The following is a 15,132-nucleotide window of genomic DNA, read 5'->3' as shown; positions in this document are numbered from 1 at the left end:
CCGTTACTTCGGTTGCGCCACCGTGCGCAAATAAGGTTTCACCGTTTTGAAGCCATCCGGGTACTTCTTCCTTGCGTCCTCGTCGGATACCGACGTGGGAATGATAACGTCCTGACCCGGACGCCAGTTCACCGGGGTAGCGACAGTGTGCTTGGCATTTAACTGAATAGCGTCGAGCAGCCGTAACACTTCATCGAAGTTGCGCCCGGCACTCATCGGGTAGACCAGCATTGCCTTGATCTTTTTGTCCGGGCCGACAATGAACACCGACCGCACCGTGGCGTTGTCCACGGCATTACGAGCACCGCCACTGGCATTCGGGTGAATCATGTCGTAGAGCTTGGCCACCACCAGGTTCTCGTCACCAATCATGGGGTAGTTGACCGCATGACCCTGGGTCTCCTCGATGTCTTTGGCCCAGGTCTGATGGTTACCAACAGGGTCGACGCTGAGACCGACAATCTTGGTGTTGCGTTTGTCGAACTCCGGCTTGAGCCCGGCCATGTAACCGAGTTCAGTGGTGCAGACAGGGGTGAAGTCCTTCGGATGCGAGAACAGAATGGCCCACTTGTCGCCAATCCATTCGTGGAAATGGAGCGTGCCTTCGGTAGTTTCGGCGGTGAAATCCGGTGCTTCGTCGCCAATACGAATTGTCATGTGCGTTCTCCTCGCTGTGAAGGGTAGGGAAACTCTCGGAACGATCCAGTATAGGAGACCTTGAAGACTTCGCTCTGCACCCCACCGAAGGGTCGCACGCCGATTTACGATACCAAAACTTCATCCGGAAATGCTGCCTATACTGCAATTCGGGGTCGATAGAGAAAACGGACAAAATCGCTAAAGCATTCGGCCTGTCAAGTTGAGGTCATGGAAATTGACGCCGAGCCGTCAGGAAATGCAGAAAGTGGCCCTACTCTGACGCTGCGCGAGTGAACCGCCTGACGCCTGGTTAATGGGGTGTACTTCAATCGGACACAACCCAGAAGACGTAAGGGATTCCCTCCTGTCGGCAGTGCTTGCCGTACGATTTTTTCCGAATTCTGCGGGATCCCCAATCCAACCGCCCTGATTGTCTGCGCTGAGGACCTGACAGATGAATGTGATCGACTATTTTGATCGAGCAAGAATCATCAATATCTCGTCAAGAAAGGATCGCCGTTTAGAAACAGTAGAAGAATTCGCGCGCAACGGCTTTCACATTGATGATGACAAAATAGGCTTTTTTGAGGCGGTTACGCCCAGTGAGGGAAATGGCTTCCCGAGCGTCGGGGTCAGAGGCTGCTTTTTGAGTCATCTGGGGGTGCTGGAAGAGGCAATGCGCCTGAATCTGAAAAATATCTTGATCATGGAGGACGACATACAGTTTTCCAGACACATTTCTCAATATGGAAAACAGGCCATCGAGTCTCTGGAAGGTATGGAATGGGACATCGTCTATTTTGGGCATCCGTTTGAAGAAAATTCAAGCTTGCCCGCTTGGAAAGAAGTCGACCGGCCAATACATTTGGCCCATTTCTATGCTGTAAACGGGAAATGCTTTGGGAAATTGAGGGATTTTTTATTCCAGGTTCTGGAGCGGCCGCCGGGACATCCTGACGGAGGTCCGATGCATTATGACGCTGCTCTCAATACGCTTATTCACAAGAATAAAGAGATTCTGGCTTACTATTTCACCTGGAATTGTGGCTATCAAAGGCCCTCGCGGACGGACCTGCATGAACTTTCCATCTTTGACAGGGTGCCTCTCCTGCGGCCGGTAATGGTTATGCTTAGGAGGTTAAAGGCACAAAACCTGAGAAGAACTCGATAGTTTTCTCTCTTTAGGGAAGGTCTGAAGTACCCACCAATTTTTGATGACCTCTCAACGTGAGGTTCAAAAAATGCTGACGTGGTCGAAGGTCAGACCTTTCCTGTTCTTAATTCATCGTTTCACCCTTGGACGATGCCTTTTCAAGGCGTTTTTCCTGCATCGCAGGCGCACCTCTCCCGCACCCAACAGCCGATTTCGCATCATCCACACGTCATCCCGTTTTCTCAAATCAACGAGCGTTTGAACAATCGCCGATTTACGGTAGCGGACAACACCTGAGCTACCCAGCCCGGCACGGCGCAGGAGCCGTGTCCGGGTAGTTGTGGCGGACCGCACCTCGTCATTTGCGCGCCAACTTATACCGGACGCATTCCTCATAAAAACTCTCGCGCAGGGCGGCGGGCTTCATCCGCGAATTACTGTCATAGGTCTGCTCGGTAATGCCCATCGCCATCATGTGCATCCACGGCTTGCTGAACTTGTAGGTATGTAACTTCTGCCGTGCTGCATACAGTGAAACCCCGGACAGTTTGAGTTCCTGGGCTCTCGCCGCGGTACCTGCCCCCCAGCTGCAAAGGTAACGATCATTCGATGCCAGTTCTTTGGCCTGGACAGAGGCAGCAACGCTCGCCAGGCCTAACGAAATCAGCGCAACCATCACATTCCGCATTTGCATTCGATCCTAACTATCTGAAAATAAATTGATTTTGGTCAAAAGTTTCAGACTTCGGGGCCAGCAAAATGCCTTAAGTGAGCTATAGCCTGTTTTCTCGGTGTCTTACGGACATTTCTTGCGGCATTTCAATCCTTAGCTATAGCTAACACTTCTCAATGCAATCCAGTGAGGCAACGGAATGTCATTCGCAAAAAAAATGACGGTGGGGCAACTGACGATGTTGACGGCCGTCAACATGTTGGGCTCAGGCATTGTGCTGCTCCCCACGAAACTCGCCGAAGTCGGCGGTATTTCCATTCTTTCCTGGCTGATCACAGCCACCGGCTCCCTGGCGCTGGCCTATGCCTTTGCGCGCTGCGGGATGCTCAGTCGAAAGACCGGGGGCATGGGCGGCTATGCCGAGTACACCTTCGGCAAGGCCGGCAACTACATCACGAACTACACCTATGGGCTCTCGCTGTTGATTGCCAATGTGGCGATCAGTATTACGGCGGTCGGCTATATCCAGGAACTGTTCCACATTCAGCTTGATTCACTGCAAGTGGGCCTGGCGACCATCGCTCTGTTGTGGATCACCACGTTCGCCAACTTCGGCGGCGCGCGGATTACCGGCCGGATCGGAGCGATCACGGTTTGGGGTGTGATTGCGCCGGTGGTGCTGGTGTCCACCATTGGCTGGTTCTGGTTCGACAGCAGTGTCTACGCCGCCGGCTGGAACCCGCACAACATGGGCTGGTTCGAAGCCGCAGGGGCATCGGTGGCGATCACCTTGTGGGCATTCCTGGGTCTGGAGTCGGCGTGCGCCAACACCGATGCCGTGGAAAATCCGGAGAAGAACGTGCCGATTGCGGTACTCGGCGGCACCCTCGGCGCGGCGGTGATCTACATCGTCTCCACCAACGTCATCGCCGGCATTGTCGATAACCCGGAACTGGCCGCCTCCACCGCCCCCTTCGGCCTGGTCTTTGCCAAGATGTTCACCCCGTTGGTCGGCGACATTGTGATGGCCGCGATGGTACTCGCCTGCATCGGTTCGTTGCTGGGTTGGCAGTTCACCATTGCTCAGGTGTACAAAAGCTCGGCGGACACCGGTTACTTCCTGTCGATCTTCGCCAAGTCAAACAAGGCCGGAACGCCGATTGTCGGCATGTTGGTGCTGCTGGCCGCGCAGACGGCGCTGGGCTTTCTCACCATCAGCCCGGACCTGAGCAAACAGTTCGACACCCTCGTCAACCTCGCGGTGGTGACCAACCTGGTGCCGTACATCCTGTCCATGGCCGCCTTGATGACCATGCAGAAGGTGTCCAATGTACCGGCAGGCAAGGCGCTGGCCACCAACATCATTGCGTGGGTGGCGGCGGCTTACAGCTACCTGGCGCTCTACAGTTCGGGCGAGCAAGCGTTGATGCTTGGCGGTGTGGCGACCATCTTCGGTTACACGCTGTTCGGCTTCGTCAACAACCGCCTGATCCGCCTCGAAGCGCTCAATAACAGCGTACCGACGCAGACCGTCAGCGCTCAGCACATCACGGGCGAACCGGTACCGGTGAACAATCTGCAAACTGCCGCACTGGAGGCTCAATCATGACGGAATATAGACATACGCTCGGGATGCTCACGCTGTTGGTCAGCAGCCCGCCGGACAAACGCACCGTCTTTGGTCGCGCCCTGAACCAGTTAGTCAACGATGTGGAAGAACGGGCCGTCCGGGTACTGGCGTCGGAAACCTTGAGTGACGCCACGTCGATCCTGCGTTCCGACCCGGCCATTCAATGCGTGCTGCTCAGCTGGGAAATGGACAAAAGCGAAGGCCACGAAGAATGCATCAAATTGCTGATCAACCTGCGCGAGCGCAACACTCGGGTGCCGGTCTTTTTGATTAGCGACCGCAGCACCGCATCGAGCATTCCGCTGGTGGTCATGCAACACGCCGATGACTTTATCTGGCTGCCCGAGGACACCAGTCGCTTCCTCAGCGGGCGCATCCTGGCGGCCATCGAACGCTATCGCCAAGCCGCGCTACCTCCCATGTTCGGGGCGCTGGTGAAGTTTTCCCGGACCTATGAATACTCGTGGCACACCCCCGGTCATGCTGGTGGCACGGCGTTTCTCAAGAGCACGGCGGGCCGGGCGTTCTACGAGTTCTTCGGAGAAAACCTGCTGCGTTCCGACCTGTCGATTTCGGTCGGAGAACTCGGTTCGCTGCTCGATCACAGCGGCCCTATCGGCCAGGGCGAGCGCTACGCCGCCAAGGTCTTCGGCGCGCACCGCACCTATTACGTCACCAACGGCTCGTCGACCTCCAACCGCGTCATTCTCATGGCCAGCGTCACGCGCAATCAGATCGCCCTGTGCGACCGCAATTGCCACAAATCCGCCGAGCACGCGATGACCCTGTCCGGGGCCATTCCGACGTACCTGGTGCCGACCCGCAATCGCTACGGCATCATCGGCCCGATCCTGCCGCAAACCCTGAGCAGCGAAGGCGTCAAAGCCGCCATCGCCAACAACCCCTTGGTCAAGGAAGGGATCGACCCGACACCGATCCACGCCATCATCACCAACTCCACCTACGACGGCCTGACCTACAACGTCACCCGCGTCGAAGAGCTGCTGGGCCAGAGCGTCGACCGTCTGCATTTCGATGAAGCCTGGTACGGTTATGCGCGTTTCAACCCGTTGTATCGCGATCGCTTCGCCATGCACGGCAGTCCGGACGATCACGATGACTCGAAGCCGACCGTGTTCGCCACTCAATCGACGCACAAGTTGCTGGCAGCCCTGTCCCAGGCATCGATGATTCACGTGCGTAACGGCCGTAACCCGATCCATCACGGGCGTTTCAACGAGTCGTTCATGATGCACGCCTCGACCTCGCCCAACTACGCGATCATGGCCTCCTGCGATGTCAGCTCGGCGATGATGGAAGCGCCCAGCGGCCAGATTCTGACCACCGAATCCATCGAAGAAGCCATCAGCTTCCGCCAGGTCATCTCGCGCATGCACAACGAAATGCTGAGCAAGGATGAGTGGTTCTTCACGTGCTGGCAGCCACCGTCGGTACAGGTTGGCGCGGCGTCAGTGCCGTTCCATGAAGTGGATCCGGTGCTGTTGAAAACCGAGCCGAACTGCTGGGTGCTTCACCCCAACGAGGTGTGGCACGGTTTCGGTGACATCGAAGAAGGCTACTGCATGCTCGACCCGATCAAGGTCTCGGTGCTGAGCCCCGGCATGGGCGACGACGGCAACCTGCTCGACTCGGGCATCCCCGCCTGCGTGCTCACGGCGTACCTGGGACGTCAGGGCATCGTCGTCGAGAAAACCACCGACTTCACCATTCTGTTCCTGTTCTCAATCGGCATCACCAAAGGCAAATGGGGCACCTTGGTCAACGCGCTGCTCGACTTCAAACGTGACTATGACGACAACGTCGACCTGGAGCTGTGCCTGCCCGACCTCCTGAGCGCCAACCAGCAGCGCTACGCCGGCATGGGCCTCAAGGACCTGGCCGACGATATTTTCGCCGCCATGAAGAAACACAAAACCACCGCAACCATGGCCCAGGCGTTTGGCATGCTTCCGCAAGCCGAATTCAGCCCGGTGGAAGCCTACGAAAAGCTGGTCAAGAACGAAATCGAACGGGTCACACTGGAAGAAGCCGCCGGGCGGATCGTTGCGACCGGGATCGTGCCCTACCCACCCGGCATTCCATTGCTGATGCCGGGTGAAAACGCCGGACCTGCGGACGGGTCGTTGCTGGCGTATCTCAAGGCCCTGGAAAGCTTCGACAAATCCTTCCCGGGATTCACCCATGACACTCACGGGATCGAAAGCGAGGGCGGGGTTTATCGCTTGCTGGTGTTGAAATGAGCTAGCGCCTGTACGTGCTGCGAAATAAAAAAACGGGCGCCCTGAGGCGCCCGTTTTATGTGTCTTCTCCCAAGCGATTAACCCGTCGGGTTTAAACCCTGACATTGCGCCCCGGCAATGATGATCGCTGACTGGTTTCCCAATCCTGGACCAGACCGACAGGCGCATCGGACGCCGGCAGCAGGGTGCGCCCACGAACCAGATCGGAGGCCCGTTCGGCCAGCATGATGGTCGGTGCGTTGAGGTTGCCGTTTGGTTCGGTCGGGAACACCGACGAGTCGATCACCCGCAACCCCGCGATGCCCCGCACACGCAACTCGGAGTCAACCACTGCCATCTCGTCCTCACCCATGCGGCACGAGCCGCAAGGATGGTAGGTACTTTCCAGGTTTTCACGTACGAAGGCGTCGATCTCTTCATCGGTGTTCACCTGCGGCCCGGGCGCGATCTCGCCGTCGCGGAAGCGGTCCATCGCCGGTTGCCCGATGATCTCGCGGGTCAGGCGTATGCAGCGGCGGAAACCTTCCCGGTCTTCTTCGCGTTGCAGGTAGTTGAATTGGATCTGCGGATGCTCGTAGGGGTCAGCGGAGCGAACCCGCACATAACCGCGGCTCTTGGGTTTGTTTGGTCCGGTGAGCACCATGAAGCCGTGGCCCTTGATCGGTTTGTTGCCGTCATAACGCATGGCCGCGGGCAGAAAGTGGAACTGAATGTCCGGCCAGCGCAGGCCCTTGTCCGAGCGGATGAAACCACCGGCCTCGAAATGGTTGGTGGCGCCGAGTCCGTCCTTGAAGAGCAGCCAGCGCAGACCGATCAACAGCTTGCTCAGTGGGTCCATTTTGCTGTTGAGCGTCACCGGCTCCTTGCAGCCGAACTGGATGTAAACCTCGGCGTGATCCTGCAGGTTCTCCCCTACTCCCGGCAGGTCATGGCGGACGCCGATCCCGGCTTTGCGCAGCACCGCGGCCGGGCCGATACCGGAACGTTGCAACAAGTGTGGAGAGCCGATGGGCCCGGACGATACGAGCACTTCCCGGTTGCAATAGACCTGGTGGGTCTGGCCCTCATGATCATAAATGATGCCGACGGCTCGCTTACCTTCAAGGATGATCTGACGGGTCATTGCATGGGTGATCACGGTCAGGTTCGGACGTCCCATGGCCGGGCGCAAGTAAGCGTTGGCCGTGGAGCAACGCACACCATTCTTCACCGTCATGTGCATGGCACCGAACCCTTCCTGCATGTAGCCGTTGCAGTCATCGGTCTTGATGTAGCCTGCTTCTGCGCCGGCCTCGACCCAAGCCCCGTACAACGGGTTTTTCATGTGATTGCCGTTGGTGGTGTGCAACGGGCCGGTGCTGCCGCGATAGCCGTCGCCGCCGTCTTCGTAGTGCTCGGCCCGTTTGAAGTAAGGCAGGCAATTGCGGTAGCCCCACCCCTGTGCACCGAGCGACTCCCACTCATCAAAGTCATAGGCGTGACCACGGATGTACACCAGGCCATTGATCGATGACGAGCCACCGAGCACCTTGCCTCTCGGGCAGTGGATACGACGGCCATTGAGGTAAGGCTCGGGCTCGGTCTCGTAGCGCCAGTTGTACTTCTTGGTGTTCATCGGGATCGAAAACGCACTCGGCATCTGGATCACCACACTGCGATCGCTACCGCCGAATTCCAGCACCAGGACTGAGGTGGCCGGGTCTTCACTCAGGCGGTTGGCCAACACACAACCCGCCGAGCCGGCACCGATAATGATGTAGTCGTATTTTTGCGTAACCATGATTATCTCCGGACCGCCGATTCGTTGAAAACGGACAACGACGGCTTGGTCAACGTGTCGCCGGTGGTGTATTGCGGGGATGTTTTTTCGATGTGCTGGATGACGGCTTCTTCGCGCTTGAGGTCGATCGAGCGACTGAACCAGTAGTAGACCAACCCCGATACGATCAGCCCGACGAGCCAGGCGATGTCGATGCTGCCGAGCGCTTTGGCGAGCGGGCCGACATAGACCTCACGCTGTTCAACACCGTCGTAGATGTAGAAGAACGGGATCATCGAAATGAAGCCGATTGCATACGCCGCGATGCCGCGCAGGCCCCAACTGCCGTAGATGTTGCCGTGCGGCATGAAGAAGTGCGGGATGGCGTAGCGGCCCTTGCGGACGAAGAAGTAGTCGGTCAGGTTGACCGAGGTCCAGGGCACCAGGAAGTACAACATCACCACCAGGTAGATCCCCAGCACCGACAGGCCTTTGCCCGAACTCTGGATGCTCAGGGCCACGCCCAGTTGCAGCAGGATCACGAAACCGATGGCCAGAATGCGTGCCTTGCGGGTCGGCTCGATGTGCTTGATGGAGTCGACGCAGGTCAGCGTGGTCAGCTTCGCGCTGTAGATGTTCATGGCGATGACCGGCAGGAACGCCAGGATCGTGATGACCACCACCGCGGTACCCACCAGCGGCGACACCGTGTTGCCCACTTGCCCAAGGGCCACCAGCACGTCCGTGGAATGCAGGTGATCGGCCAACCAGCCACCCACCGAAATCATCCACGCGCCGGACAACGAGGCACCCAGGAACACCACCGCGATCAGTTTGCCGCTGGAGGTGTTCTTCGGCAGGTAACGTGAATAGTCGGAAACATACGGGGCGTACGCGATGTTGTAACTCGCCGCTGCCGCAAACTGGGCGATGAAACCGGTCCAGTTGAAGCCCAACGGCGCCGGGGCCACTTCACCGGCTGCGAGTGCCGGCACCGCTGCATCGGGAACCCAGCCCATCAACACCGCTAACGTCACCAGACCGTAAAGCGGAAGCGACAGGTACAACGCCCATTTGAAACTGCAGTGCATCCAGTCATGACCGAGGATCGCCAAGATGGCCGCCGGTATCGTCACGGCCACCGCGATCACTGCGGGGTTGAAGCCGAATAGCGTGTGCAGGCCCTGCATCATCAACACCAGGTTAACGATGTTGAAACCGGCGAACACAAACAGCGTCGCCAGCAGTACCAGGATCACACCGCGATAGCCGAACTGCGCACGGGACTGGATCATTTGTGGCAGACCAAGGTGTGGACCTTGCGAGCCGTGAAACGCCATGAACAGTGTGCCGAACATAATGCCCAGCGTCCCGGCGAGTGTGGTCCAGAGCGCGGTCAGACCAACGCTCGGACCGACGAAGCCGATGGTCATGGTAAAGAAGGTGAAATTGCCGAGGAACCAGAACGGGCCCTGGCTCGACAATTTGTCGGTGCGCTCGCTCTCCGGGATGAAGTCAATCGAATGCCCCTCGACGACGGGTTTGTCATCGCGGGTCAACACGCTTGGGGCGGCTTTGGCGTCAATGTTCATGATGGTCTCTTATTGTTGGAAGATCATGACGAGGTAACTGCATTCTTTTGGGTGAACGACGCCCCTGTGGGAGCGAGCTTGCTCCCACAGGGATTGAGTCAGCCATGACTCAGGGCAACGTGATCCAGACCGCCTTGGTCTCCATCAGATAATCGAGCTGTTCCGGCCCCAGATCCTTGCCGAATCCGGACTGCTTGTAGCCACCGAACGGCATCGACGGGTCGATGGTGCTGTGGGCGTTGACGTAGACCGAACCCGCCCGCAACCGTGGAATCAGGCTGTGCACGCGCCCAAGGTCATTGGAGTAGAGCGCGGCCGCCAATCCGTACGGCGAATCATTGGCCAGGGCCAAGGCCTCTTCCTCATCGTCGAAAGGTGCAGTGACCAGCACCGGACCAAAGATCTCTTCCTGGACGATGCGCATATCGTTGCGGCAATGAGCAAAAATGGTCGGCTCGACGAAGAAGCCGGGCCCCTCGACAGGCTGGCCGCCGTAGACCAGTTCGGCGCCTTCTTGTTTGCCGGTTTCGATGTAGTCGCTCACTCGTTCCTTTTGCAACGCCGATACCAACGGGCTGATGAAGCAGTCGGGGTCCATACCCGGTGCGATCTTCAGCGTGCGGGTGTAAGCGATCAGTTCGCGCAGGAATTCGTCGTAGACGCTGCGATGAATATAGGCGCGAGTACCGGCATCGCACACCTGACCCGAGTTGAAAAATACCCCGTTGGCGATGGCTTGTGCGGCGGCTTTCAAGTCCGCATCGGCCAGCACGATTACCGGTGATTTTCCTCCGAGTTCGAGGGTTAGTCGCTTCATTTCGTCCAGCGCAGCGCGGCCGACGGTGCGGCCTACCGGTGTCGAGCCAGTGAAGGTCAACTTGTCGATGCCAGGGTGGGTAGCCATGGCTGCACCGACCACGCTGCCGCGTCCGGTCACGATGTTGATCACCCCGTCCGGGATGCCGGCTTCCTGCACCAGCTCGGCAAATCGCAGGGCTGAAAGAGAGGTCAGTTCGGCGGGTTTGACCACCACGGTGCAACCGGTTGCCAGGGCGGCGCCGAGCTTCCAGGCCATGGTTTGCAGCGGAAAGTTCCAGGGCACGATGGCACCCACGACACCCACCGGTTCCTTGCGCGTATACGCCAGGTAGTTGCCCGGCAGCGAGGGCTCGACGGTGCGCCCGTGAAGCTTTGTGGCCCAGCCGGCGAAGTAACGGAGGGTATCGACCGTGCCCTGAATATCAACATCCCGTGCCTGGGCCGCGGACTTGCCCATGTCGATCGATTCGATTTCGGCCAGTTCGGCGGCGTTGTGTTCTATCAGGTCCGCCAAGCGATGCATCATCCGCTCGCGTTCTGCCGGTTTGGCCTGACGCCAGGCGCCACCGTCAAACTGTGCCCGGGCGGCTTGCACGGCGCGATCCAGATCCTGAATGGTGCCCATCGGAATGCGGGTGATCAGCCCCTCGGTCGACGGCTCGATGACGTCGGACGTCTGCCCGTCGCTGGCCTCGACCCAAGCGCCACCGATGAACATCTTCTGAACCTTGCTGAGGAAGGTCTGGGTGGCTTCGGATACACCGAATTTCTGCAGGTACTGCTTAACGATCGTGTCCATTTTTATTCCCTCTATGCGGCGGTCAAATCACGCCGTGACCGTGGTGGTTTCGCTCATGGCGTGCCGTGCTTGAGCCCGCTCGTGGAAGATGAAGCCGATGCTGTTGAGCAGCAGTTGCGCCGCCAGAATCGAGGTGATGCCGGAAGGGTCATAGACCGGTGCAACCTCGACCAGGTCCATGCCAACGATGTTGCCTTGGCTGCGTTTGGCCAGGGCCTGGATGATTTCAAGCACTTCGTAATAGAGGAAGCCACCATGGCTGGGCGTGCCCGTGCCGGGTGCGATGGACGGGTCGAAACCGTCGATGTCGATGGTGATGTAGTAGTTGATGTTTTGCGGGATCAACGCCAGCACGCCTTCGACACCCAGGCGACGCACGTCGCGTACCGAGAGGATCTTCGAGCCGGCCGCATGGGCCGCTTCATAGTCGTCGCGGTTGGACGAAGACACGTTGCGAATACCCATCTGGGTCATGCCGACAATGTGGTTCATTTCCGAAGCGCGGCGCAGCGGGTTGCCATGACCGTAGCGAACACCGTGGCGTTCATCGACGAAGTCCAGGTGCGCATCGAAGTGGATGATGTGGATCGGGCCGCGGCCCTCGAACGCCTTGATTACCGGGGCGTGAACCGAGTGATCACCGCCGAGTACAACAGGCATGACGCCGGCATCGAGAATTTTGCGCACGGCATATTCAGTGTTCTCGTTACTGGTGACCATGTCGGTGTGCACGATGTCGGCATCACCCACATCGACCATGCGCACGTCTGACGCGGTCAGGTACATGACGTCATCTTCGTGGTCATAGGCGCCAGCATGGCCGAAGGAAAACAGCGTCGATGCCTCGCGAATGCCGCGTGGTCCAAAGCGTGCGCCGGAACGCCACTGGGTGCCCATGTCATTCGGTGCGCCAAGGATGGCGACATCGGCATCGAGCGCCTCCCAATCGGTACACACCGGGGATTTGGCGAAGGTGCAGTGGCCCACGAACGGCAGGTTCAGGCGACCGGATTCATATCCGTTGTTCGACATTTCAGGCATCTCCAATTCTTGTTATCAGCTAGCGGACTTGGAAGGCGACCGCCGTTGGAATGACTATGGGCGCAGGTTTTCGTGGAAAAAATGCTAAACATCAGATACTCATATCGGCATTACCGATGCATCCACACGCGGGAGGTCCAAGGTGATCCAGCTGCACGATGTCGATCTGAAATTGCTCAGGGTGTTTGCCACGATTGTCAGGTGCGGGGGCTTTTCTGCCGCTCAGGCGGCGTTGAATGCCGGCCAGTCGACCATCAGCGAACAGATGACTCATCTGGAAACCCGGCTTGGGGTCAAACTCTGTCAACGCGGGCGCAGCGGCTTTCGCCTGACCGAGCAAGGCGTGGCGATCCACGAAGCCACTCAGCGTCTGCTCTCGGCGGTAGAAAATTTCTGCATGGATGCCGACGTGCTCAAGCAGCACATCAGCGGAAAGCTCAACCTGGGAATCATCGACACCACCATTACCGACCCTGATTCACCGCTGCCGCGCACCACCCAACGCTTCGTGTCGAGGGGGCACGACGTGCATCTCAATGTGTACGTCGGCACCCCCGCAGAACTGGAAGAACGCGTGCTCGACGGTCGGTTGCACCTTGCCATCGGGCACTTCCCGATCTACGTTCCGGGCCTGCTGCACTCACCGCTGTATCAGGAGGCACTGGGGTTGTATTGCGGACGCCGGCATCCGCTCTATGGCAGCAAGGCCGAGGGGGACGAACTGCTCGAAGAGATTGCCGCGAGCCGAATTGTCGTCAGGGGTTATATGCAGCAATACGACCTGGAACACTTGGGCGTCAGCAAGGCAGCGGCCACCGTGGACAACATCGAAGCGCTGGCGATTCTACTGATCTCCGGTGCCTACCTGGGCTTTCTGCCCGTGCACTTCGCCACACAGTGGGTCAAGACCGGCGAGATGCACCAACTGGCGCCCACCAGCTTGCAACTGATGTCGCCGTTCGACGTGATCACCCGACGCGGCACTGCCCCGCCGCCGATTCTTCAGGCCTTCCTCGAGGATCTGGCCGCCTGTTCGCGTAAACCCGGCAACACCTGACAGGCACGGCTCGCCACAATCGAACAGTGCCGGTCATACTCATTCAGTTCGCAACCCTTGCAGGCCACTTATGCGCATCCACGTCACCTTCATCGACCGCGTCGGCATCACCCAGGAAGTGCTGGCCCTGCTCGGTGGGCGCCGTTTCAATCTGGATGCCGTCGAGATGGTGCCGCCGAACGTTTACATCGATGCGCCGACCCTCGGCGCCGATGTGCTGGAAGAGTTGCGCGAAGCCTTTCTCGGGGTGCGGGGCGTGCAAGCGGTGACGATGGTCGACATCCTCCCGGGGCAGCGCCGACGCTTGCAACTCGATGCCTTGCTGGCTGCCAGCACCGACCCGGTGTTGGCGGTGGATGAGCGCGGTCATGTGCTGCTGGCCAATCCGGCGCTGATCTCACTCTGTGGCCGTGAGCCGGCCGGTGAGCCGCTGACGGCGCTGTTCGATGATCCTTCCCTGCAACGCACGTTGATCGAACACGGTTACCGCCTGCCCATGCACGAGGTCAGTCTCGGTGGCCAGACGCTGCTGCTGGATGCCATGCCGATCACCGATGCCGGCGCCCTGTTGACCCTCTATCAACCGAACCGCATCGGTGAACGCCTCTCGGCGCTGCACCATGACCATGCCGAAGGTTTCGATGCGCTGCTCGGCGAGTCCCCGGCGATTCGTACCCTCAAGGCTCGCGCCCAGCGCGTTGCAACGCTCGACGCACCACTGCTGATCCAGGGCGAAACCGGCACCGGCAAAGAACTGGTTGCGCGTGCCTGCCACGCGATCAGCACACGGCATGACTCGCCCTTTCTGGCCCTGAACTGCGCGGCACTGCCGGAGAGCCTCGCCGAAAGCGAGCTGTTCGGCTATGCCGCTGGTGCCTTCACCGGCGCCCAACGGGGCGGCAAACTCGGCCTGCTGGAACTGGCCGATCAGGGCACAGTGTTCCTCGACGAAGTCGGTGAAATGTCGCCGTACTTGCAAGCCAAATTGCTGCGCTTTTTAAGCGATGGCTGCTTCCGCCGAGTCGGTGGTGATCGTGAGGTCAAGGTCAACGTGCGAGTCCTGAGTGCGACCCACCGTGACCTGGAAAAAATGGTCAGCGAGGGCAGCTTTCGCGAGGACCTGTTCTACCGCCTGAATGTGCTCAATCTGCAAGTGCCGCCGTTACGCGAACGCGGCCACGACATCCTGTTGATGGCCAACCACTTCATGCAGCAGGCTTGCGCGCAGATCCAGCGCCCGGTCTGTCGACTGGCGCCAGGCACCTATCCGGCGCTGCTCGGTAACCGTTGGCCGGGCAATGTGCGGCAACTGCAGAACGTGATCTTTCGCGCCGCGGCTATTTGCGAAAACCCGTTGGTGGACATCGACGACCTCGACATCGCCAGAACCGCCGTGGAGCGGCAAAACGACGGTGAGGTTGGCAGCCTGGAAAATGCCGTCGAAGGGTTTGAAAAGAACTTGCTGCAACAGCTCTACAGCAGCTATCCCTCCAGCCGTTTACTCGCCGCACGCTTGCAAACGTCGCACAGTGCGATCGCTATCCGACTGCGTAAATACGGCATTCCCAACAAGCAATGAAGCCTTTGCCGGAACACAATCCCACCTTCAACACTTAACCCCCGTGGGAGCGAGCCTGCTCCGGGCGGCGTTCCGACGATAGGGCCGTGTCAGTCGACATCATTCTGTCTGTCACACCGCAATCGTCGGA

Annotated in this window: 11 protein-coding genes; 5 read left to right on the top strand and 6 right to left on the bottom strand. The window is 58.9% G+C overall.

Going from position 1 to position 15,132, the window contains the following annotated elements:
• Positions 1 to 3: 3 nt before the first annotated feature.
• On the bottom strand, positions 4 to 657 hold the full coding sequence (locus ACYZT5_RS02160) for a peroxiredoxin (protein ID WP_462049581.1): 654 nt from the start codon (positions 655 to 657) through the stop codon (positions 4 to 6).
• A 436-nt stretch (positions 658 to 1,093) separates the two neighbouring features.
• On the opposite strand from ACYZT5_RS02160, the gene ACYZT5_RS02155 reads away from it, so the two are divergent.
• Positions 1,094 to 1,810 carry a glycosyltransferase family 25 protein gene (locus ACYZT5_RS02155; protein WP_462049580.1) on the top strand — a complete coding sequence of 239 codons (717 nt, stop codon included), beginning with the start codon at positions 1,094 to 1,096 and terminating at the stop codon, positions 1,808 to 1,810.
• 340 nt (positions 1,811 to 2,150) lie between these two features.
• Here ACYZT5_RS02155 and ACYZT5_RS02150 read toward each other — a convergent pair whose 3' ends face one another.
• The gene (locus ACYZT5_RS02150) at positions 2,151 to 2,480 is read right to left on the bottom strand and encodes a hypothetical protein (RefSeq protein WP_462049579.1); all 330 of its coding nucleotides are present in this window, start codon (positions 2,478 to 2,480) and stop codon (positions 2,151 to 2,153) included.
• A 184-nt stretch (positions 2,481 to 2,664) separates the two neighbouring features.
• On the opposite strand from ACYZT5_RS02150, the gene potE reads away from it, so the two are divergent.
• Positions 2,665 to 4,074: a putrescine-ornithine antiporter gene (gene potE, locus ACYZT5_RS02145; RefSeq protein ID WP_462049578.1), complete on the top strand. Its 1,410-nt coding sequence runs from the start codon at positions 2,665 to 2,667 to the stop codon at positions 4,072 to 4,074.
• Positions 4,071 to 6,356, top strand: coding sequence for an Orn/Lys/Arg family decarboxylase (locus ACYZT5_RS02140; protein ID WP_462049577.1), 2,286 nt, complete (start codon positions 4,071 to 4,073; stop codon positions 6,354 to 6,356). Before potE ends, ACYZT5_RS02140 begins: the two co-directional genes overlap by 4 nt.
• A gap of 91 nt (positions 6,357 to 6,447) precedes the next feature.
• Here the strand turns inward: ACYZT5_RS02140 and betA are convergent, their stop codons facing one another.
• The 4 genes from betA to speB all read right to left on the bottom strand — a co-directional run bounded on the left by betA (position 6,448) and on the right by speB (position 12,357).
• A complete protein-coding gene (gene betA, locus ACYZT5_RS02135; RefSeq protein WP_462049576.1) occupies positions 6,448 to 8,136 on the bottom strand; it encodes a choline dehydrogenase in 1,689 nt (562 codons plus the stop codon).
• Between the two features lie 2 nt (positions 8,137 to 8,138).
• Complete coding sequence (locus ACYZT5_RS02130; protein ID WP_462049575.1) at positions 8,139 to 9,707, bottom strand: purine-cytosine permease family protein; 1,569 nt, start codon at positions 9,705 to 9,707, stop codon at positions 8,139 to 8,141.
• A gap of 109 nt (positions 9,708 to 9,816) precedes the next feature.
• A complete protein-coding gene (locus tag ACYZT5_RS02125; RefSeq protein ID WP_462049574.1) occupies positions 9,817 to 11,325 on the bottom strand; it encodes an aldehyde dehydrogenase family protein in 1,509 nt (502 codons plus the stop codon).
• A 27-nt stretch (positions 11,326 to 11,352) separates the two neighbouring features.
• The gene (gene speB / locus ACYZT5_RS02120) at positions 11,353 to 12,357 is read right to left on the bottom strand and encodes an agmatinase (RefSeq protein WP_462049573.1); all 1,005 of its coding nucleotides are present in this window, start codon (positions 12,355 to 12,357) and stop codon (positions 11,353 to 11,355) included.
• 151 nt (positions 12,358 to 12,508) lie between these two features.
• Between speB and ACYZT5_RS02115 the strand changes: the two genes are divergently transcribed.
• Together ACYZT5_RS02115 and ACYZT5_RS02110 are read left to right on the top strand one after the other, a co-directional pair.
• A complete protein-coding gene (locus tag ACYZT5_RS02115) occupies positions 12,509 to 13,423 on the top strand; it encodes a LysR family transcriptional regulator (RefSeq protein WP_462049572.1) in 915 nt (304 codons plus the stop codon).
• A gap of 70 nt (positions 13,424 to 13,493) precedes the next feature.
• The gene (locus ACYZT5_RS02110) at positions 13,494 to 15,002 is read left to right on the top strand and encodes a sigma-54-dependent transcriptional regulator (protein ID WP_462049571.1); all 1,509 of its coding nucleotides are present in this window, start codon (positions 13,494 to 13,496) and stop codon (positions 15,000 to 15,002) included.
• Positions 15,003 to 15,132: the final 130 nt, after the last annotated feature.

The organism is Pseudomonas sp. LB3P14, assembly GCF_054898045.1.
The sequence above is the reverse complement of the archived record's forward strand: the minus strand, read 5'-3'. Positions and strand labels throughout refer to the sequence as shown.